Genomic DNA, 20,536 nt, shown 5'->3' with positions numbered 1-20,536 from the left:
CCACAACAGGTTGCAACGTTGCAAATTAGAAAATCTAATACTTGGAAACGGCCGACTTCGCGCCAGCAGATTTCAACTGCACGGACCCGGCAGGTTTGGAGTCGGCCAGTATCTCCAGAATGCGCTTCCAGCGGGCGCACCGGCCGAAATCTTTTTGCTCTATCGCCTTTTCGGCCTTCATGGCGGCGTAGAGCGGCGCCTCGGCGCCGAACTCCTTGAGCAGCCAGAATGCTTCCTGTCTGGCGAGGCGTTCATCGTCGTCAAGCATGTTCAGCCTCCGAGCGTTCTATGCCCACCGCAATACAGCTGCCGATGACGAGGACCGCACCGGCTATCGCGGTCAGCGTCAGCCTTTCGCCCGACAGCGTCAGCAGCAGCGTCGATGCGATCGGCGTCAGATAGGCGATGACCGCAACCTTGCCGCCGCCTTCAAGCTTCAAGGCGCGCGACCAGAAATAATATCCCAGCCCCATCGGGCCGGCGCCGAGATAGAGGCCAAGCAGGAGGTGCTCGCTGGATGGCCAGGCTGCGCCGTCGTGAATACACCATAGCAAGGTCAGGCCGACGCCGACCAATGCCGAAGGCAAAAGCAAACGCTCCGACGGTGTGGCCAGGCGGGCGACCGCAATCGAATAGAAGGCCATGCACAGCGCCGAGCCGAAGGCAGCGAGATAGCCGACGATGCTGCCCTGGAGAAAAGGCTGGCCGCGACCACCCGAGATCACCAGCGCCACGCCGACAAAGCCGAACACGGCAGTCAAACCCAGCAGCACGGGGCGTTGCCGCTTGCCCAGCACGATGACCGCCGCCGCGACCATCAGCGGCCAGGTGTAGGCGACGAGATTGGCCTCGATCACCGGCATGGAGGCAAAGGCGATGTATTGCAGCACCATGGTGCCGACCAGGCCAATAAAGCCGACCGCGACCGGCGCCAGGGTGCCGTCAGCACCCTTGGCAAAGGCTGCGTCTTGCGTGTCCCCCTTCCGGCTCGCCAGATGGATGACGGCGAACACCAGAGCCGCTCCACAAAACTGCAGCAACTGCACGAGCGACACCGGATGGCTGGCCAGCAGGGATTTGCCGACCAGCGCGTTGGTCGACCACAGGGCGACCGCGCCGGCGGCGAAGACCAGGGCCGACGGCGAGCCCGATCCACCCCGGAATCGCCGAGACGGTGCCTTGTCCTTATCGCCGACCATGATGTTACCGACGGCCAAACAGGCGTCCACTTCTATGCTCTGGCTACCATGATTCCCTTGATCCGCCCGGGACCGGCGCATCGGTCGCCGCCGCAACCGGACGCTCTTCCTCGAAGCGGCGATAGGCCGGCAGCTGGTTCGTCCAGACGTCTTCGGCCAGTTCGTTGACCCATTCGCGATCGTGATCATTGTCGGCTGCGAGATAGAACATGCGATTGTCGTCGACGTAGGGCTTGGCCACAGAGCGCTGGTTGAGGACCAGCGTGACGCGTGAGCCGAGCTGGATCGGCGCGGTGCGGTGCAGCACACCGAGAAACTGACCGAGTGTGGCGTAGTTCATCTTGTGGTCGATGCGCATGACCTGGTTGCGCGGAATCTCGCGGCCGGATTCAAGGATGGCGCGGCCGGTCTCGGAATCGTCGCAGTAGATTTCGAGATGGCCGCCGACCAGCGGATTGCTGATCGACAGCGGAATGAGTTCGGTGACCGGGACACCGTCGCAATGCCAATCGACGGCGCCGTCCTTGGGATTCATGAAAGTGACGGTCGAGCCGACGATCGACAGCGGATAGGGCTCGAGCTTGGTGCCCATCATGTCGGACAGACGTTCCAGGCGCAGCTTGTCATGCAGCAGTTCCTTGATCTCCGGGATGAAACGGTCGGCGCCGGTGATGAAGGTCAGATCGAGGTGCTTGTGCACGGCGTGGCTGGCCTTGAGCTTCAACGCCGCCTCTTCGATCGCCGCCAGCAGCGCCGGGTCGTAGCCATGCAGATACTGCGCAACGCCGAAACCCGACACTTTCCAGGCCGTCTCATGACCGATAATGGCTTCTCGGCTCATCGCGTAGCGCAGTTCAGGTATGGTATGGGCGTTCATTCTACTTCTCCAGGATGGGGGCATCACTTGGTAAACTGTCAATTAATTTCCCCACCCCTGTAAAATTAGGAATGCTGGTGCTAGTGTAAGCCCAGCTTAAGGTCGAAACGCGTGCGTCTGCTCAGTCAGGTCAACCTCAATTCGCTGAAGATTGTCGAAAGTGCCGCCCGGCACCGTAACTTCACGCGCGCCGGCGAAGAGCAGTTTATTACTGCTTCCGCCGTCAGCCAGCGCGTCAAAAGCCTCGAGGAACAGCTGCGCTTCAAGATCTTCCAGCGCGGCGGCAATGCGGTGTCGCTGACGCCCGAGGGCGAGACCTATGTGTCGCGCGTTCGCGAGGCGCTGGAGCGCATCGTGGCGGCCAGCATGGAGGCGACCGGACAGTCGCAGGCACATGTGCTGAAGATTTCGGTGCTGCCGACGTTCGCGGCGCGCTGGCTGTTTGCCCGCCTGCCGCTGTTCCAGCGGCAATATCCCGAAATCGAAATGCGGGTCTCGACCTCCTACGCCACCAATGAGTTCGCCACCTCCGAGTTCGACCTCGAGATCCGCTATGGCGACGGCAGCTTTCCCGACCTCAAGGCAGACCTGCTGTTCAAGGAGGATTTGACGCCGGTGTGCAGCAGGAAGCTGTTCCACGAGGTTCTCGGCGACAGGCCGCCGTCAAAGGTGACGCCCGACGACCTCAGGCATTTCACGCTGCTGCATTCCGACACCTGCACGCAGAACTGGCAGTCGTGGCTGGGTTTTGCCGGCGCGAGTTCCGTGCTCGGCGAGACCAAGAGCATCTATTTCGATTCCTGCATGATGTCCTATGAGGCGGCCAATGCCGGCATGGGCTTTGCAGTCGCCAACCGCGCCTATATGGCGAGCGAGATCCGCGCAGATAGGCTGGTGGCGCCGTTTGCCGTGCATCACCCCAACACCGCCGGCTGGTATTTCGTCTGCCCGGTCACCGCGCCCTACACGCGCAAGGTGGAACTGTTCAAGCAGTGGATAATGGCCGAGGCGGCGCTGACGCAGTGCCAGTTGGACGCCGGGATTGCCGGCGGCCCGGTGCTGCGGCAGGCGATGGCCTGAGGTCGGATTCTTTCCGCGGCCTTGCGGGATTTGCGGCCGTTTCAGCTGGTTTTGCGCAGACGGCACGAGCAGAACCGGCACGAAAACTGCCACCTCATGACGCAGGCGAGAGACTCAGCTATCTTCGGTTGTTGCGGCGGACCTGATATCCGCCTGGCCGGCGCTATCAGCTCACCTCCCAAGCGGCGCCGGCCTTCTTCTCCTGAAAGCCATTTCTCGTCTCCCGCCGGAAAACGATCATTGCGCCGGCTGATCGCCGCTGGCCGCCGGCTTTGGCGCCGAATCCGTCTGCGGAGTTTGATCGAGCACCGGGGCTTTGGTTGGCTGGATGTCGCCGTCGCAGGCGGCGAGCGCCAAGCTGGCGGCTAGCAGAATCAGAAGCCTCTTCATGGCGACCTCCTAGGTCTGCCCTCTCCTTCGTAAGGCAACGAGGTGGTTCGGCTTTGGTTGCACGCTCGCAAACGACGCCGCGTCGGCTGGAACCAAACGGCGGCTCTGAGGTTGGTTGCCCAAAGGAGATCGCGCCATGATCCGTCTGCTCATTACCGGCCTTTTCGCTTACGCGACCTATCGCATCGCCAAGGAGATCATCAAGGACGTGCCCGACAATTTCGATCCGTTGCCGGTGCCTGGCGACGAACGCGCCGCCTTGCGGCGCCAGTCGGCGGCAACGGGTGTCGCGCCACGGCGGTAAGGGCGACTTCCGCCCGTTGCGAACAAAGCGGAAACGATGCTTGATAGGCGATGACCATCGCCATCAATGATTCGTCCTTGCAGCCCGCCTATCTGGCGAAGCTCAACGCCGAGCAGCGGCTCGCCGTCGAACATGGCGACGGCCAGATCGCCGGGCCGCTGCTGGTGATCGCCGGCGCCGGCTCCGGCAAGACCAACACGCTCGCCCACAGGGTTGCGCATCTGATCGTCAAGGGGGCTGATCCCAGACGCATTCTGCTTATGACATTCTCGCGCCGCGCCGCCACCGAAATGGCTAGGCGGGTCGAACGCATCGCCGGCGAGGTGCTGGGCCGAGACGCGTCCGTCATCGCCGATGCGCTGGCCTGGGCCGGCACGTTTCACGGCATCGGCGCCAGGCTGCTGCGTGACTATGCGCTGACGATCGGCCTCGACCCCGCCTTTACCATCCATGACCGCGAGGATTCCGCCGACCTGATGAATCTTGCCCGGCATGAGCTTGGATTCTCGAAGACCGAAAGCCGGTTTCCGACCAAGGGCACCTGCCTGGCGATTTATTCGCGCGCAGTAAACGCGCAAGCGCCGCTCGGCGAGGTGCTGGGTTCGGCCTTTCCCTGGTGTGCCGGCTGGACCGAACAACTGAAGGCGCTGTTCGCCCGATATGTCGAAGCCAAGCAGGCGCAGAACGTGCTCGATTACGACGACCTCCTGCTCTACTGGGCGCAGATGGCCGCCGAGCCGGAGATCGCGGCGCATCTCGGCTCGCGTTTCGACTATGTGCTGGTCGACGAATACCAGGACACCAACCGGCTGCAGGCCTCGATCCTTTCGGCGCTGAAGCCGGACGGCGCCGGACTGACGGTGGTGGGCGACGACGCGCAGTCGATCTATTCGTTTCGCGCCGCGGACGTGCGCAACATCCTCGATTTCCCGCAACAATTCGCGCGAGCCGCCGATGTCATCATGCTGGAGCGCAACTACCGCTCGACCGAGACCATTTTGGCGGCAGCCAATGCGGTCATCTCGGAGGCATCGGAGCGCTTCACCAAGAAGCTCTGGTCGGAGCGCAAATCCTCGCAAAGGCCGAAACTGGTCAGCGTGCGCGACGAGGCGGAGCAGGCGAACTATGTCTGCCAGGCCATCCTTGCCGAGCGCGAGGCCGGCACGGTGCTGAAATCGCAGGCGGTGCTGTTTCGCGCCTCGCACCACAGCGGCCCGCTGGAGATCGAATTGACGCGCCGCAACATCCCCTTCGTCAAGTTCGGCGGGCTGAAATTCCTCGACGCCGCCCATGTCAAGGATGTGCTTTCGGTGCTGCGTTTTGCCGAGAACCCGCGCGACCGCGTCGCCGGCTTCCGCGTGCTGCAGCTCCTGCCCGGCATCGGCCCTTCGGCGGCGAGCACCATCGTCGAGACCATGGCGACATCGCTCGACGAGGAAATGGGGCTGGCCCGCTACCGGCCGCCGCAACGCGCGGCTGAGGACTGGCCGGCCTTCGTTGCGCTTTATTCCGGCCTGCGCGCCCGGTCGGGGAAATGGCCGGCCGATCTCGAACAGGTCAGGCTGTGGTACGAGCCGCATCTTGAGCGCATCCACGAGGATGCGACGACGCGGCGAGCCGACCTCATGCAGCTCGAGCAGATCGGTTCAGGCTATGCTTCGCGCGAGCGCTTCCTGACCGAGCTGACGCTGGATCCACCGGATGCGACCAGCGACCAGGCCGGGCCACCGCACCGCGACGAGGACTATCTGATCCTGTCGACCATTCATTCGGCCAAGGGCCAGGAATGGAAGAACGTCTTCGTGCTCAACACCGTCGATGGCTGCATCCCGGCCGATCTCGGCGTCGGCACCAAGGAAGACATCGAGGAGGAGCGCCGGCTGCTTTACGTCGCGATGACGCGGGCCAAGGACGGCCTGCATCTGGTGACGCCGCAGCGCTTCTTCACTCACGGCCAGGCAGCGCGCGGCGACCGCCACGTCTATGCCTCGCGAACCCGTTTCATCCCGGCCTCGATCCTCGGCGCCTTCGAGCAGACGTCGTGGGCAAGCGTCCACGCCAAGGACGATCCGCGCCACAGACCTGAAGTCCGCGTCGACCTCGGCGCCCGCATGCGCGGCATGTGGAAATAGCCGCAACCGCGAATGCCGGCAGGGAGCGACCTCAAGAGCAAATCGTCCTGTCATGGCATCTCTCAGGGAACCTCGGGCCGCCAGCCGCGTTTTCTGGCGTCCAACCCGCGATCGGAGGGCGGCGGCCGCCGCCCTTCCGCCCATCCAGAGAGGCCAGAATGCACGACGCGATGTTCTTCACCCCGGTTGCCGTTAGCGTTGGCGCCGGCCACAAACGCATGCTCGCCTCGCTGTTCGAGATGCATGATTTCCTGACCGAATTTCCGCCGTCACGCCGGCGCCTGAGCTATGGCGCGGCCGTGCGGGCGTGCGAGGCAGCGCGCGCCGGCGAAATCTCGACCGAGGCCGCACGCGATGCCCTGATCACCTTTGCAGTCACGGCAGGCATCCTCTGGCCCGCGGTCCAGCCGGCCGTCTCGGTCAAGCCGGTCGCACACGGTTATGGCGGCTACGCCGTCTGAGACGGCCGGGACCGGGCCTGCCCAGCAAAAAGATACTCGGACTTGCCGGCAGACGTCGGCGAGGCCTGTGCCAGCCTTGCCGACGGGGCGGTCTGTTCGGTGTTGCCGACAAAGAGTTGATCGCCGACAAAGGGATAGGCAAGCTGCCGATGATAGAGCGAGGGAACCGGGTCATCGGCGCCGTATTTCTGCGGCATCCTGTCGGGCATGAACAATGTGCCTCCCAGCATGTCGAGCAAAGGGCAGCTGCCCGGCGAAATTCTTGTCCCAGGCTTCGCGCTCATTGGCATGATGCCAGTGATGAAATTGCGGCGACGCCAGCAGCCATTTCAACGGTCCGACCCTGATACGCGTGTCGAATGGATGAACAGCGACTGCCACTGATAGACCAATGTGAAGATCAGTATGGCGGGGGTCGAAAATCGAGCGCGAAGACCGGCAGGAACGACGCCGATTTGGTCAGGATCTGGTCGACAGGATGGACGCGGTGCGCTGCCAGCCAATCCATCCATCTCCTCGATGCTGTGGTGGATTGAATGGAAGCGCCACAGGAACGGGACGGCGTGAAAGGCGCGATGCGACAGGTAGAAGCCGGTATCGGCCAGCACCAGAACCTCCATCGCCTGCAGCCAGACCGGTTGCAACCGCACCGCCTGCGTAAGTCCGGCCGGAACAAGCTGGTGCAGCAGCAGCATGGCTGTGCCGATGACGATGATCAGGGCAATCTTGATGATGATGCCGTTGAACAAGAGGTAGACGACGTCGTTCGGCCAATGCCCGCGCGCCGACGAGTGCTCCGCATGCAGCGGCAACAGCCGCTCCAGCGGAATGAAGATGAGCGCGATGACCAGCACCGCCTTGAGGTTTATGAGATTGGACACCCTGCCCTCGGCCGAAGATCGGCTCGCCGGAGATTAGCGCCAATTGCTGACGGCGGCTGGCCACGGATTGCTTCCATTTGCCGGCACGGGCTGCATGTCTGGCCAAATCAGGTCCCAGGTTTGGCGAACCAGTCCATCCGACAGCGCAGACGCAGGCAGCGGCACTGCGGCGACTGGAGAGTTTGCCGCCATCGGCCCGGATCGCGCCGGCCTTTTGAACAGGTTTCGAGAAGGACGCGTGGCGCCTCGTCCCCCACTCCGCATTCCTACCTCTAGGAAAAACGATATTTTCCGCCAAACAAATTGAATTTCGCGGTTGTTCGTGTTCATTCGCCGAGGATCTACATTGCAAGACATTAACGACAAAATATAACTTTTCACAGTGGAAGCCAATTTATGTGCAAATTTCTGTGATTTGAAAGCTGAGATCGGTATTCTGTTAAAAGTATAAGATAAAACATGAAGACAAGCTTCGAATTCATGTTGTGAAATTGAGCTCTCATGGCTACCCTGCCGTCACAGCACGAGGAGCGGCACGATATTTTTTCTAGATCCTCATGTCATAGACCGGTATAAAAACAATATCGGCGCGCAGATGGGTGGACACTTGGCGAATACACGAGATGTATTATCGCGCACGACAAGTAACCGGTGGAATAGCGCCAATATCGGCGCCCTGTTCGCTGCGGTAAGGCAACTCGGCATCCAGCAGTTTTTTGACTTCCGCAAAGAACCTGTCGCCGACAAAGACAACTCACTACCTGCCAAAATTCCGGTCGCCGGAATCCCTATAACCGGGCAGCCAGATTTAAGAGAAAATACGCCTCGGCATCCCAAGCTTATGTGCGGACTCGACGTTCCGTCGAGCCGCTCGTTTCACGTCGGCAAGGGGCTTGCTTTGTATCTGCAGGGTTGGGCTTTCTGTCCCGGCAATCCGATCAGGCGGCTCTATGTCCTGGACGGAACCAGGCAGCACGAAATCAAGAACCATTCCTGGGCTCGGCCCGATGTCGTGCACTACTTCCATCCCGCACAGGATCCGACCGGCGGCAGCCTGTTTTCCGAATTCATCACGATATTGCCGATCGAGGAGATTGCCGAGCCGGAGAGCCGCGAACTGCGACTGCTCGCCGAGCTTAAATCGGGAGAGATGATCGAGCAGTCGCTTGCTGTCTTCGAGTTCCAGCCTGGGGCCAACCGTCGTCCGGTGAAGGTGAAGTGGCCTGCCAAAGGGGCCAAGGTTGCCATCTGCATGGCGGCTTACAATCCGCCGCTTGAGCTTCTGAAACGGCAAATCGGATCGATTCGGGAGCAAAACCATAGGAACTGGATCTGCATCATCACCGACGACAGTTCCAGCGCAGCCTCCCGCAACGACATTCTGGACCTGATCGAAAACGACAGCCGGTTCGTCTATGTCAAAAACAAGGAACGCAAAGGCTTCTACAACAATTTCGAGGAATGCCTTTCGCTGGTGCCCGTCAACGCCGAGTTCGTCGCACTGGCGGATCAGGACGACTATTGGCATGCCGACAAACTGACGAAGCTCATCCATGCTTTGCCGGAAAGCAAGAAACTTGCATTCAGCGATTGTCGCATCGTGACCGGCCGCGAGGTTATCTCCGACACATATTGGACCGACCGCAAAAACGAATATACGGATTTTCTTTCGCTGTTCCTTGCCAATAGCGTGACCGGCGCCGCGAGCCTTTTTCGCAGCGACATCCTAGACCGTATCCTGCCGTTTCCGCAGCGGCTGATGGACGCCTACCACGACCAATGGATCGCGCTTGCCGCCGAGGTTGCCGGCGGGATTTCCTATATCGAGGAGCCTCTGTACGATTACCATCAGCACGGTGCTAACGTTATCGGGCAGGTTATCAAGCGCTACCGCGGGATCTCCTATTCAATAGGAGCCATCCTGAAAGGCGCAAAAAACAAGCGCGCCCTGCTCGACGCAGGCAGGACCTTGCTGCAGCAAGCACGCGCGGATTTTTCGGGGGCGCTGGAAAAGGCAGTATTCGCCGAAACACTTCGGCTGCGAAACCCTGGAATGTCGAGCACCCTCAAGAAGACGGCCAACCGAATCCCGCGTTTGACGACCGGTATCTTCGAACCGATACGTCTGAAAATTTCAAGAATATTGCGGCGTCATTCGACATTGAACGTCGAGGGCCTGCTGATGAACGCCGCCTTGGGGGCCAGAGCAAGAAATCTCGCCTATCGATTAAGGAAAACCAAATACTTGCGATATGTCCGCAAGATCAAGACAGGGTCCGAAGCTCTACCGATGGCCGTCGCCGCCGGCGGGATACTGAGCATCGAAGATATGGAGAACAACTGGATTTTTCGCAATATCCAGCCGTTGACGTTGCACGTATCGCGCCGCGAGCCAAAGCGCGTCAACATCCTTCTGGCCACGATCGACTTCAAATACATTTTCGGCGGCTATATCGGCATGTTCAGCCTGGCGCTTCGCTTGCGCCGGGAAGGTTTTCTCGTCCGGATCGTGACTATGGAACGTACGGAGTTGGACATGACGCTCGCCCGCGAGCGCATCAAGGGCTATCCAGGCATCGAGCGATTGTTCGACGACATCGAAATCGAGCATCGGCATGACCGCAAAGAGGAATTGTTCGTCAGCCCCGACGATCGCTTCATCGCGACCAATGGCTGGGGGGCTCATGTCGCGCACCGCGCCAGCCGAGAATTGGGACAGGACCGTTTCATGTTCATGGTCCAGGAATATGAACCCTATTTCCTGCCTATGAACACAATCGCCGCGCTTTTCCAGCAGTCTTACCGCTTTCCGCAATTCCAGCTTTTTTCGACGCCCTTGCTGCGCGATTTTTTCAAGCTGAACAGGATCGGCGTCTTCTCGAAGCCCGGCGCGGACAAGAACCACGCCGTATTCCGCAATGCCATTCAGAAATTCAAACCATCGATAAACGACATGCGTGATCGCGAGCGGCGCATTCTTTTCTACGCCCGCCCGGAGGCCCACGCCGCGCGCAATATGTTTGAGCTCGGAATGATGGCGCTTGCAGAGCTAGCTCGTTCTCCTGATTTTGACGCCGACAAGTGGAAATTCTACGGCATGGGCTCGATCGGCGGCGCCAGCAAGATCAGGCTGACGCGCGACGTGGTTCTGGAGATGATGCCCAAGACCGACCTGCAGACGTATACTCAACGTCTGCCGCACCACGATGTCGGCCTCTCGTTGATGCTGACGCCGCATCCCAGCCTGGTGCCGCTCGAGATGGCCTCGGCCGGTATGTGGACCGTGACCAACACGTTCGAAAACAAGACGGCGGAGAGCCTGCGGGATATCTCGACCAATCTGATCCCGGTGGAACCGACACTGGAGGGCGTGGTCGCCGGGCTCAAGGACGCCATCTCGCGCGTCGATCAATACGACAAGCGGCTGCAGGGCTCGCGCTTCAATTGGCCGACAGACTGGGACGACGCGTTCTCGCCAGCAGCGATGAAGAAGATCGTCGACTTCCTGTCTGATCGGCCGACCCTGTCCGTTCCGATCCGCTCGCCTCCGAATGGACTGGACTCAGTTCGCGCTGCGGCGGCCGGTCATCACCGTCCCGCTGCCTTATATCACCGGAGGAAGCCGGTCAGGGAACCCTAACGACCCACTCATCCTGCAAGCCCCACCATTCGGCTGGCTTGAACGATACGATGCGTGCATTCGTGGCATCGTAGATCGCCTTGATGACATATGGTGGCAACACGACGGTGGAGCCATAGATAGACGGATCTAGATCCTTCTGATCAGACCCGTCAAGATAGCCATATTGTTGGCCATTGCTGATGACTTCGGCAAGTTGTGGAACAACGCTTGCAGCATGCGCGCCGTGCGTGGAGAACATCAGGTACCCGCCCGGTTTGAGAGCGGCGCACACCGCAGACAGCCAGCGCTGAAACAAGCCGTCCGGAAGATGCGACCATAGCGAAATGGCGAAGATGAAATCGAACTTTTCGCCAGGTTTCCAGTGTTCGGGAATGCTGGCCGAAGGAATAGCCGCAACACTCAGCACCTCAGTGCAAAAGGACACCGCTTCGGGATGAATGTCGCAGGCAACTAAATTCAGGTCCTTCAAATGTCGCGTCACGCGACCATAGCCGCTTGCAAATTCCAGCGCCCTGGCATCCCTGGGCAAGCCCAATGATGTCATAAGCTCTCGCACCTGTTGCGCATTGGCGGCGCCATTCTCAAAGTAGTGCTTCAGTGCTTCGAATAACTTTATTTCCTCGCCTGTCGACAATCGAGCGACCAGATGGCCGAAAATGTGATCATATTCATGAAGTTCCGGAGTGACCGAGTATCTGTCCGCCCATACTTTGGCGAGGGAGCGCAGAAAATCGTTGGCTTCAAACGCCTTTGACGACCGGACCGGCGGGCTGTTGTGACTCGGTTCCTTCATTGGCAACATCGTTGACTCCTTCCTTTTGCCTTTAATTCACCGAGTGCGGCGGAGGCCTCAAGCAGTTCTTGGACAATTACTGATCCTGATATCTCCACCGGGCCTCACAGAATATATTAGGCTCGCTCCCCAGCATACTGCTGATCTGAATGCCCGCGGTCCTTCTTCCCGTTATCCCCCTGGCTTTCAACATTGACGTTTCTCTCTTTCTGCGTCGTAGCCATCACTTCACCGTCAAGGGTTCCGGCATTGTCGCGAAAATGACCTGCCCAGGAACAGGATCATGGAGTCGCTTCGCTCGAATGCCAACCAAACTGTACATCCCTCATGATCGTTTGCTGCCCTGAATCTCCTGGGTCGATACGAATGGAGCGTCCGGCAAGATAGTTGGGCAGAACCAGCGCAATCGCGTGGTCGCCAGCACCGAGGGGTAGTTGAATCGACCGGCCGGCCACAAAAGCTCCATCCTCGCCTCCGTGTGGTGAAAAAAAGATCTCGAACACATCTGGGCTGTTCAGCGTAAGCTGCAGGCGAACACAGGGGGTTGTGCGGCTGCTATCCGAGACGGGCACGGTGGCTATCATTTGTGGATCAGGGGCGGTCGCAAGAAAACCACTCGCGCCAACAACCATAGCTTGAAGCTTCGGCTCACCGGTGGCAGGGGCAAAATCTCTGCATTCCCTAGCAGCCAACTCGTCGCGCGCGACCAGAGCCTGACCCAGCGTGCTGGACCACGAAAGAGGGCCGATCAACACCGAATCGACGACCGCTCGCTCGACGCGGCTGACGATCAGCCGCTGGCTGGCGAGCACCGCGTTCGTGATCCCCTGTGGATCGGAAAGGTCCATAAAGTATTCGACGGCGTGTCGGAATGGCTGCGTCAAGCCTATGACTTTATTGTAGAACGAATCATGCAAGATTACGGTGGAGACCGCTTGGTCGACCTGCTTGAACGAAGAAAGCGCCTCTATTTCCGCCGGGGTGTCTATCTCACTTTCGGGTTCGCCGTTACCTACCAGCAGCATACGCGTCTCGAGATCTGTCGGATTCTGAGCCATTTTCCCGGCTAGTACTGGCGGCCGCACCCCGTTGCCATCGGGGAAGATCGCTACGAGCAATTGGCGAAAGGCGATGGCCGCACCAAAGTAGCTCCAGTGGGTGTCTGTCTTGCGATACAGATCGGTGCCGTTTGAACGTCCTTTTGCCTCCTGCAGTGCGCTTAAGTGATCAACAATCCGAGGTGCTTTGGCTCTGATCGTCGATCGCAGAAGGTCGGCACTCTGCTGTTTGCAGGCCCAGTATTTTTCAAAGTGGGGGTCGAGAAATTCTGGATATACTGTCGACTTATCAGGCGCTATCGTAAAATACATCTCAATGCCGGAAGCACCGGCGACGTCAATCATGGCATCCATACGTGAGACAGCCAATTCCACGTTATACCGTTCCTGACATTTCCCCTCGAACCAGTCGCCTTTCCAGTATATCCAGCCGTCTCTTCCAGTAGCGATGTTGTTGTGGTCGTATTGGCGAACGACTTTGAGTAATACGGCATTTCGAATGGAAATGGCGGACCGCTTTAACCAGGAACGCTCCAGAAGGGCGGAAGCCAGCTGATCGAAAGCGCCGCTTGAACTTGCCCGCAGAGATTCCGGCGCAGGAAAAGCGGTAAAGTCCTTCTGACCATAAGGTTCAACGGCGCCGCGAACAGCCAGCACCAACAGCGGCGACGCGATGATGACCACGAAGGCCGCGGTGACTATTGCGCTGCATATTTTTCTGGCTGTTTTCATCAGAATTGGAAATACAGGAACGGAGTGTAGCCACCGCTCAGCGCCAACACCTGACATACCATCAGGGCAACAACCGTGTAGCAGGCGCCAGTGACATACAGCCTATCGCCTCTGGTCTCGCTTGTCAGCAACTGGCCGAACGAAAGCCGGCCGGGCAAAACGTAAATTGCTGCACCTACCACAAGGGCGATCAAGCTGGTCGTGGCTATTGGCGCAGCCGCATCGAGGCTGAATGCACCAGCGGCGCCGGGCGAAGCCATCGCCTTCCACAAAGACATTGCCTGTTCAAGCGACGTCGAGCGGAACAGCGGCCAGCTCAGCGTCACGACCGGCAGGAAATAGGCATATCGCAGCCACCCCTTCTCCAGCACTTTCGGCCAGGTGCCGGTGGCCACGCGCTCGACCAGGATGAAAAGCCCGTGGAACATACCCCAGCAGAAAAACGTCCAGGAGGCGCCATGCCAGAGGCCGGTTACCGCGAAGACGATCAACAGGTTTCGATAGGTCGCGATCCTGCCATGCCGGCTTCCCCCCAGCGGGATGTAGAGATAGTCGCGAAACCAGCTTGAAAGCGAGATGTGCCAGCGTCGCCAGAATTCGGTGATCGAACGGCTGGCGTAGGGTCTCTCAAAATTTTCCGCAAAGCGGATGCCGAACATGCGGGCAAGCCCGATGGCCATGTCGGAATAGCCGGAGAAGTCGAAATACAACTGGATGCCGTAGGTCGCGGCCGCCAGCCATGCCGTGGCAAAACCTATGGTGTCGTGGGGTGCGGCGAAAATGGCATCGGGGATCGGCGCAATACCATCGGCTATGATCACCTTTTTCATGAGGCCGTGAGCGAAGCGGGTGGCCCCAGTGGAGAAGTTCTCGAGAGATATTCTCGGCGCTCGAAAATCATCCACGACGTCGCGGAACCGCACGATCGGGCCGGCAATCAGGTGCGGAAAAAATGTGAAGTACGTACTGAAGAGCACGACACTGCGCTCTGCCGGAATGTCGCGGCGGTAGACGTCGATCAGGTAAGACAATGCCTGAAAGGTAAAGAAGGATATGCCGATGGGGAGGACTATGCCGGCGAATGTCGCCGACAGATTGCTGCCGGAGGCGAGGTCAACGTTCACCGCTATGAAATCGAGATATTTGAAGAACACGAGAATGCCGACCAGCAGGACGATTGCCGCCCCGACAACTACATTTCTCAATCGCGCGCTTTTGCAAAGGTCGATAGCGAGCGCGCCGAAATAGGCGATGACTACATCCGCGATGAGTATGATTACATACGACCCTGACGACCAATAGTAGAATGCCAAGCTCAGAACGAGCAGGCTTGGCCGAAAGGCAGAGGGCTTGGCAAAAAGAGCTATGGCAAGTGCGATAGGCAGGAAGAAGAAAAGAAAATTACTTGCCGAAAATACCATCCTGCCTCCAACCACGCCCACGCTCGGTGACCACCTCAGCTCTAAGAGCCAAGTTTGCCACCCAAGACCTCACCATCTATATCGAATATAGCGCGCAAGGATCGGCCAAAATACAAAAACATGTCCCAACGGCGAAAATATCGACAAAATGTATGAGCATTCGGCAATTCTCTCTGAATCGTCCCTGCTCAGATAGTAGACGCCTCGCCTGATCTGTAAATGCTTATCTCTATGCACAGGTTGTTGATAACGCGCCCAAGCCGCTAGAGCGTTTCATCGTTTAGGGAAACGGCGAGACACTCTATCTCTTGTTCTGACGCAATTCCGAAGGAAAGCGCTAAGCGCTTTCCTGGGAACACACACTTTTCTTGGAATTGCTCTAAGGCGCTACGCCGAGCTGTCGGCGCACCGGTCCCAGCCCTCAATGCAACGTCGGGTCGCCGGCGAGCAGGGCGCGCGGCCCGGTCGTTTCGAAACTGACCTGGTCGCGGCCGTTGGACTTGGCCTTGTAGAGGTGCCGGTCGGCCGTCAGGAACATGTCGGCATAGGTGGTGGGTCCGCTGAAGGCGACGCCACCGATGCTCACCGAGAGCGGACAGGGCCGTCCATCCGGGGCAAACTCGACCTCGCGGATGCGCCGCCGGATCCCCTCGGCAACCAGCCAGGACTGCGACGGGTCGGCGCCAGGCAGGAAGATGGCGAACTCCTCGCCGCCGATGCGCCCGACGATGTCGGCGCCGCGCAGCTGGGCCTTGATCGTCTGCGCAATCAGCTTGAGCGCCTGATCGCCGCAATCGTGGCCCAATCGATCGTTGATGGTCTTGAAATGATCGGCGTCGACGATCAGCAGGGCGCCGGCATCGACGACGGCCTGGCTGCGCGCCTGTTCGAGATAGGCCTCGACCAGCATCGAAAACGCGCCGCGGTTGAACACCGCGGTCAGGCTGTCGGTCGCCGCGACGATGCTCAGATTCTTCTGGGCGATCGCCAGCTGGCGCATCTTGTACATCAGGAAAGAGAAGAACGATCCACCCAGCACGAGCGGCAGCAACAGGTCGGTGAGCTGCGCCCAGCGCAACGCTTCGGGCGACAGCGACGGAAAATTGTAGGAATCGACAAGGAAGGCCGCCGCGATACAGATCGCCGTGCCGACAACCGTGACTGCTATGACCCTGCCCAAGCTCGTGGGCGAAAGATCGACCCGCATGCCATTTCTCCCACTGTGTTCGCCATTTTGCAGCGGGAACACAAATGAAACCCTAAAATCTTACCTGCAATTCGAATGTGGTTAACCAGAACAATTCCAGGAAAGTGTGAGCAGCTTTCCCGGGAGAAGCGCGTGGGCGCTTTCCCTGAGAATTACCAAGACAAAGGGATAGCGCGTTTCACCGTTTCCGTTAAACGATAAAAAACTCCGGCAATCGAAAGGCGCGATCGGTTGCCTTGTGAGTGGCGACAAAAAGCCCGCCACTTGCGCGGCGGGCTTTCCGACTGGCCGGAGGCTTCTCGTCAGCGCATGTCCCTCGGGAAGTCTGGGCCATGCGGTAGGAGAGTGCCGTAAAGCCTCACGGCTGGCTCGACACTCCCGGCGAAACCTGTCTCAGCGACGCGAGATCATAAGGCATAGCTGCCGCAGATCGCTGTCGTAGGTGCCCTCGCTGGCGAGCACATCGACGCAGCGCTTCTTCATACGTGTCAGCTGGCTGTTCGACATGCTAGCGACGATACCGGGTGTCCCAGGGGTGCCTGGTGTTCCAGGAGTTCCTGGAGTGCCGGGGGTACCGGGCGTGCCCGGCGTTCCGCCAATGCCGACGCCGACACCGACGTTGATGCCGCTGCCGACGTTGACGCCGACACCGGCATTGATACCTCCGCTGCCGCCGACCGTGGCCCCAACACCGGCATTGATGCCACCGGCTCCGCCGACCGTCGCGCCAGCGCCAGCCTTAATGCCGCTGCTACCGCCGACTGAGGCGCCGAGGCCTGCTGTAACGCCGCTATTGCCGCCGACCGTTGCGCCAGCACCCGCCTTGATACCGCCGCTGCCGCCAACCGAGGCGCCGGCACCGGCCTTGACCCCGCCGCTGCCGCCGATCGAAGCGCCAACACCGGCATTGATGCCGCCAGCACCGCCGATAGATGCGCCGACACCGACGCCAATTCCGCCGCCTGCATTCGCGGGAGCGGCAAAAATGACGATAATTGCACCCGCCGCCAGTGTTCTAGCGATTTTTTGAGTGATATTAACCATGACACTCTCCTTGTTGCCGTTCTGCTTTGTGCATTGCAACATGCCAGCAAACCAAAGCAGACATATGCTTATGCACTCACAGCTACGCACGAGTCTTCCTTATAGTTTCTTTATTTTTTCCAAGAATAAGGATTGTAGTTCTCAAGGCGTGCACTGGTCTGCTAAAAAAAAATATGTTTTTGCTTCAATATTTAAACTTTGTTTAATTCTCTCGACAGAAATTCCACCGGAGTTGGAGCGGGTTGTGGCTGCGGCGGCCTGGAGCCGAAGGCCCACAAAAGGCGGGCCACTGACAGCCCAGCCATCTGGCCCAGTCACCGGGCAGCGTTGTGCCGACAGGGTCCTCAAACCCGGCTTGGATCCAGAGCTGGTGCCGGGCATCGACGGCCGCGCAAATGCACCGGTTAACGCTCCCGTGCGTTTAAACGGGAAGCGCGGTCAGGAGATCAGGCGTAGGCGCGGCCTTCGTCGGTGCGTTGGAAAAACGCCAGGTCGAGCTGCACCGAAGGCCGGCCGAGAATGGTCAGGATGGTATGCGCCTGGCCGCGGTGATGGGTCTGGTGGTTGAAGACGTGTCCCAGCGCCGGCGCCAGCCGCTGCGAGACGGTGCGCATGTCGGAAACGGTCATGTAGGAGAAGCGGCCGGACAAAGCCTTTTCGGTCAAACCGCCGACCCAGTCGACGATCCGCCTGTCCTCGGCCTCACGCGCCAGCTTTAGACCAGGCAATGCGCGGTGCAGGATGGCGTCGAGCTTTGCCGGCGCGTCGCCCTCGCCGGTGAAGCGTTTCATCCAGATGCGGTCGGTGGCCAGCAGATGGTTGAGCGTGCCCATCATCGAGCCGAAAAATGCGCCGACATCGCGGTTGAACTCTTCTTCGTCAAGTGCGGCGACGGCATCGTAGATGCGGCCATTGGCCCATTGATTGTAGGCCGCGAACATCATGAAATGCTGTTTCATCTTTTTCCCGCCGACGAGTTCCGCTTCAGCCGCAGGCGCCTAATTAGACCGCGAGGACGCAGCCGCCAATGACCATTCTGTTCTATGAACTCGTCGGACACGACGCGACCCGTCCGCTCAACCGGCATTGCTGGAAGGAGGCGGCGGCAGCAGCTTAGGGAATAGGCAGTAGGCAATAGGGTCTGAGCGCTGTACTGCCTACTGCCTACTGCCTGCTGCCTACTGCCTACTGCCTATTCCCCACACAAGTCTCCTGATCGCCATGCCACCACCCCCCGATTTCACCGATGATTTTCGCGCCGGGCTGGTCACGCTGCTGCGCTGGCGCCGGGATGTGCGGCGCTTCGAGCGGACGGCTTTGCCCGAGGATACGCTGGAGCGGCTGCTGGAGCTTGCCAGCGTCGCGCCGTCCGTCGGTCTCAGCCAGCCGTGGCGCTTCGTGGTGGTCGAGAGCGCCGAGCGGCGGGGCGCGGTGAGAGACTGTTTCGAGCGCTGCAATGCCGAGGCGCTGGCATGCTTTTCGGGCGAGCGCGCCGCTCTCTATGCCCGGCTGAAGCTCGCCGGTCTCAATGAAGCGCCCTGCCAGTTCGCGGTTTTCGCCGACCGCACGACGCAACAGGGCCACGGGCTCGGCCGCATGACCATGCCGGCGACCATCGACTATTCGGCCGTCATGGCGGTGCACACACTGTGGCTGGCGGCGCGGGCGGAAGGCATCGGCATGGGCTGGGTGTCGATCCTCGACGCCGCCGAGATGGCCGCAATCCTGGACACCCCGCCTGAGTGGACGCTGATCGGCTATTTCTGCCTCGGCTATCCCAGCGAGGAGCATGAGATGCCGACGCTGGAGCGCGAGGGCTGGGAGCGCCGGCGGCCGCCCGTTGTTATCAGGCGGTAGTGATACTGACAGTCACTTCGCGCCCTCTTTGCCGACCAGCTTGACGCAGATCGGGTCGCCCTTCGGCATCAGCGTGCATTGCCATTCGGGGCCGAAGCCGAAGTTCGTATCTGTGCGGAGTCCCGGAAAGAGCAGCATAACAAGGCCCACGGCAGCAAAAATGCCGATAATCAATAGGCTCCCTTTTATGTCGCCCGGCCTGAGGTGGTGGTAGGGCCAGCGCGTCCCGTCAAACATGGTCCGATGTCTTTCCATTCCGCTGGTTTCCCTTCGAAACCGTGCGTGCCTGCGCAATCGCCATTTTCCCGCAAAGCCTTGCCTTTGACCACAGCGTTGCGAACGGCCATGCGGGCGGTCGCGGTCGAATAACGCTGCCGGGGCGCCTCCCCTTGGCAATGGGCCGGGCGGCTTGTATAGAGCCCGCCACTCCACATTCCGATCTCAAGACTTTCCATCTCAAGACAAGGACGACCCCATGGCGCTCGAACGCACCTTTTCCATGATCAAGCCGGACGCGACCCGGCGCAATCTTACCGGCGCCATCACCAAGATGCTGGAAGAGGCCGGCCTGCGCGTCGTCGCCTCACGTCGCGTGTGGATGAGCCGCCGCGAGGCCGAAGGCTTTTACGCCGTCCACAAGGATCGTCCGTTCTTCGGCGAACTGGTGGAATTCATGTCGTCGGCGCCGACCATCGTGCAAGTTCTGGAAGGCGAAAACGCCATTGCCAGGAACCGCGAAGTTATGGGCGCGACCAACCCCGCCAACGCCGCCGAAGGCACCATCCGCAAGGTCCACGCGCTGTCGATCGGCGAGAATTCCGTGCACGGCTCCGACGCGCCGGAAACCGCCGCGCAGGAGATCAAGTACTGGTTCTCCGACACCGAGATCGTCGGCTGAGCCGACGCGAACCAATGTATGCAAGAGGCCGGCACTTCGCCGGCCTTTTTCTTTGGTCAGGTCCCGGCTTCGGCTTCATGCCGCTTTCAACGGATGAGCGGCGTGTCCCAGAGGTCGCCGAGCAGCGTTTTCAGCTCCGTGAAACGCTTCTCGCCCAGTTCCTCGGCCCATTCCCGTTCGACGTCGAGCAGGATGTCGGCCATCTTCTGGTATGCGGCGCGCCCGCGGTCGGTGAAGTGGACGACGGTCCCGCCGCTCTCATCGGGTGCCGCCGAGCGAGTGATATAACCCATCGCTTCCAGCGTCTTCAGCAGTTGATTCATGGCCTGCTTGCTCATCGCGGCGCGCTCGGCGAGCGCGCTCGGCCGAAGGCCATCCGGGCCGGGATATTGGATCACCGCCATATGCGGCGGGCTGAGGTCCTCGAAACCCGACGCCCTGAGATCCCTGATCAGCTTGCGGTGAATGGCCATGGCCGGAACGCGCAGCAGCGCACCGATCAGCGGTGGCTTCTTTGGCGGTGCTTCCGCGGATAATGGCATTGACACTCTGGTAAATT

21 protein-coding genes are annotated in these 20,536 nt (G+C 60.0%); 7 read left to right on the top strand and 14 right to left on the bottom strand.

The genetic code is table 11. The features are described 5' to 3' along the window. Positions 1-34: 34 nt before the first annotated feature. Genes ACYG97_RS03185 through ACYG97_RS03175 form a run of 3 tightly spaced genes read right to left on the bottom strand, consistent with a single transcriptional unit; the run spans position 35 to position 2,076 of the window. Positions 35-268: a hypothetical protein gene (locus ACYG97_RS03185; RefSeq protein WP_023733893.1), complete on the bottom strand. Its 234-nt coding sequence runs from the start codon at positions 266-268 to the stop codon at positions 35-37. Beyond that, positions 261-1,217 carry a DMT family transporter gene (locus tag ACYG97_RS03180; protein WP_245259943.1) on the bottom strand — a complete coding sequence of 319 codons (957 nt, stop codon included), beginning with the start codon at positions 1,215-1,217 and terminating at the stop codon, positions 261-263. The genes ACYG97_RS03185 and ACYG97_RS03180 overlap by 8 nt, the downstream gene beginning before the upstream one ends. 25 nt (positions 1,218-1,242) lie before the next feature. Beyond that, entirely contained in the window at positions 1,243-2,076 is an 834-nt protein-coding gene (locus tag ACYG97_RS03175) for a hypothetical protein (protein ID WP_023684748.1), read from the bottom strand. A 111-nt stretch (positions 2,077-2,187) separates the two neighbouring features. On the opposite strand from ACYG97_RS03175, the gene ACYG97_RS03170 reads away from it, so the two are divergent. Beyond that, positions 2,188-3,156, top strand: coding sequence for a LysR substrate-binding domain-containing protein (locus ACYG97_RS03170; protein ID WP_023733891.1), 969 nt, complete (start codon positions 2,188-2,190; stop codon positions 3,154-3,156). A 237-nt stretch (positions 3,157-3,393) separates the two neighbouring features. Here the strand turns inward: ACYG97_RS03170 and ACYG97_RS03165 are convergent, their stop codons facing one another. After that, entirely contained in the window at positions 3,394-3,546 is a 153-nt protein-coding gene (locus ACYG97_RS03165) for a hypothetical protein (protein WP_023693936.1), read from the bottom strand. A 136-nt stretch (positions 3,547-3,682) separates the two neighbouring features. On the opposite strand from ACYG97_RS03165, the gene ACYG97_RS03160 reads away from it, so the two are divergent. The 3 genes from ACYG97_RS03160 to ACYG97_RS03150 all read left to right on the top strand — a co-directional run bounded on the left by ACYG97_RS03160 (position 3,683) and on the right by ACYG97_RS03150 (position 6,443). Next, positions 3,683-3,850 carry a hypothetical protein gene (locus ACYG97_RS03160; protein WP_023684745.1) on the top strand — a complete coding sequence of 56 codons (168 nt, stop codon included), beginning with the start codon at positions 3,683-3,685 and terminating at the stop codon, positions 3,848-3,850. A gap of 50 nt (positions 3,851-3,900) precedes the next feature. Then, positions 3,901-5,982: an ATP-dependent helicase gene (locus ACYG97_RS03155; protein ID WP_023733890.1), complete on the top strand. Its 2,082-nt coding sequence runs from the start codon at positions 3,901-3,903 to the stop codon at positions 5,980-5,982. A gap of 158 nt (positions 5,983-6,140) precedes the next feature. After that, positions 6,141-6,443, top strand: coding sequence for a DUF982 domain-containing protein (locus tag ACYG97_RS03150; RefSeq protein ID WP_023670262.1), 303 nt, complete (start codon positions 6,141-6,143; stop codon positions 6,441-6,443). Here ACYG97_RS03150 and ACYG97_RS03145 read toward each other — a convergent pair. Beyond that, positions 6,431-6,682, bottom strand: a complete 252-nt coding sequence (locus ACYG97_RS03145) for a hypothetical protein (protein ID WP_084023744.1) — start codon at positions 6,680-6,682, stop codon at positions 6,431-6,433. The two genes, ACYG97_RS03150 and ACYG97_RS03145, sit on opposite strands and share 13 nt — an antisense overlap. A gap of 90 nt (positions 6,683-6,772) precedes the next feature. Next, entirely contained in the window at positions 6,773-7,324 is a 552-nt protein-coding gene (locus ACYG97_RS03140; RefSeq protein ID WP_352760417.1) for a sterol desaturase family protein, read from the bottom strand. 607 nt (positions 7,325-7,931) lie between these two features. On the opposite strand from ACYG97_RS03140, the gene ACYG97_RS03135 reads away from it, so the two are divergent. Continuing rightward, the gene (locus tag ACYG97_RS03135) at positions 7,932-10,964 is read left to right on the top strand and encodes a rhamnosyltransferase WsaF family glycosyltransferase (RefSeq protein WP_198020832.1); all 3,033 of its coding nucleotides are present in this window, start codon (positions 7,932-7,934) and stop codon (positions 10,962-10,964) included. Here the strand turns inward: ACYG97_RS03135 and ACYG97_RS03130 are convergent. From ACYG97_RS03130 to ACYG97_RS03105, 6 genes are all read right to left on the bottom strand, one after another. Beyond that, complete coding sequence (locus ACYG97_RS03130; protein WP_084013013.1) at positions 10,951-11,769, bottom strand: class I SAM-dependent methyltransferase; 819 nt, start codon at positions 11,767-11,769, stop codon at positions 10,951-10,953. The two genes, ACYG97_RS03135 and ACYG97_RS03130, sit on opposite strands and share 14 nt — an antisense overlap. Positions 11,770-12,041: 272 nt before the next feature. Continuing rightward, the gene (locus ACYG97_RS03125; RefSeq protein ID WP_023733886.1) at positions 12,042-13,550 is read right to left on the bottom strand and encodes an alginate O-acetyltransferase AlgX-related protein; all 1,509 of its coding nucleotides are present in this window, start codon (positions 13,548-13,550) and stop codon (positions 12,042-12,044) included. Beyond that, positions 13,550-14,971 carry an MBOAT family O-acyltransferase gene (locus ACYG97_RS03120; protein WP_023733885.1) on the bottom strand — a complete coding sequence of 474 codons (1,422 nt, stop codon included), beginning with the start codon at positions 14,969-14,971 and terminating at the stop codon, positions 13,550-13,552. The genes ACYG97_RS03125 and ACYG97_RS03120 overlap by 1 nt, the downstream gene beginning before the upstream one ends. Positions 14,972-15,392: 421 nt before the next feature. Continuing rightward, positions 15,393-16,178 (bottom strand): GGDEF domain-containing protein, encoded by a 786-nt coding sequence (locus ACYG97_RS03115; RefSeq protein WP_023705331.1) that lies wholly within the window; start codon positions 16,176-16,178, stop codon positions 15,393-15,395. Positions 16,179-16,571: 393 nt separating this feature from the next. Further along, the gene (locus ACYG97_RS03110) at positions 16,572-17,222 is read right to left on the bottom strand and encodes a hypothetical protein (RefSeq protein ID WP_023689083.1); all 651 of its coding nucleotides are present in this window, start codon (positions 17,220-17,222) and stop codon (positions 16,572-16,574) included. A 446-nt stretch (positions 17,223-17,668) separates the two neighbouring features. Further along, entirely contained in the window at positions 17,669-18,181 is a 513-nt protein-coding gene (locus ACYG97_RS03105; protein WP_023673440.1) for a DinB family protein, read from the bottom strand. 262 nt (positions 18,182-18,443) lie between these two features. Between ACYG97_RS03105 and bluB the strand changes: the two genes are divergently transcribed. Beyond that, on the top strand, positions 18,444-19,079 hold the full coding sequence (gene bluB / locus ACYG97_RS03100) for a 5,6-dimethylbenzimidazole synthase (protein ID WP_023705333.1): 636 nt from the start codon (positions 18,444-18,446) through the stop codon (positions 19,077-19,079). A 12-nt stretch (positions 19,080-19,091) separates the two neighbouring features. On the opposite strand, the gene ACYG97_RS03095 is transcribed toward bluB, so the two are convergent. Continuing rightward, positions 19,092-19,316: a hypothetical protein gene (locus ACYG97_RS03095; RefSeq protein ID WP_023754715.1), complete on the bottom strand. Its 225-nt coding sequence runs from the start codon at positions 19,314-19,316 to the stop codon at positions 19,092-19,094. A 238-nt stretch (positions 19,317-19,554) separates the two neighbouring features. On the opposite strand from ACYG97_RS03095, the gene ndk reads away from it, so the two are divergent. Further along, on the top strand, positions 19,555-19,977 hold the full coding sequence (ndk, locus tag ACYG97_RS03090) for a nucleoside-diphosphate kinase (protein ID WP_023705335.1): 423 nt from the start codon (positions 19,555-19,557) through the stop codon (positions 19,975-19,977). Between the two features lie 86 nt (positions 19,978-20,063). Here the strand turns inward: ndk and ACYG97_RS03085 are convergent, their stop codons facing one another. Then, the gene (locus tag ACYG97_RS03085) at positions 20,064-20,519 is read right to left on the bottom strand and encodes a MarR family winged helix-turn-helix transcriptional regulator (RefSeq protein ID WP_023673444.1); all 456 of its coding nucleotides are present in this window, start codon (positions 20,517-20,519) and stop codon (positions 20,064-20,066) included. Positions 20,520-20,536 lie beyond the last annotated feature (17 nt).

It is taken from the genome of Mesorhizobium sp. W067 (genome assembly GCF_054719525.1).
The sequence above is the reverse complement of the archived record's forward strand: the minus strand, read 5'-3'. Positions and strand labels throughout refer to the sequence as shown.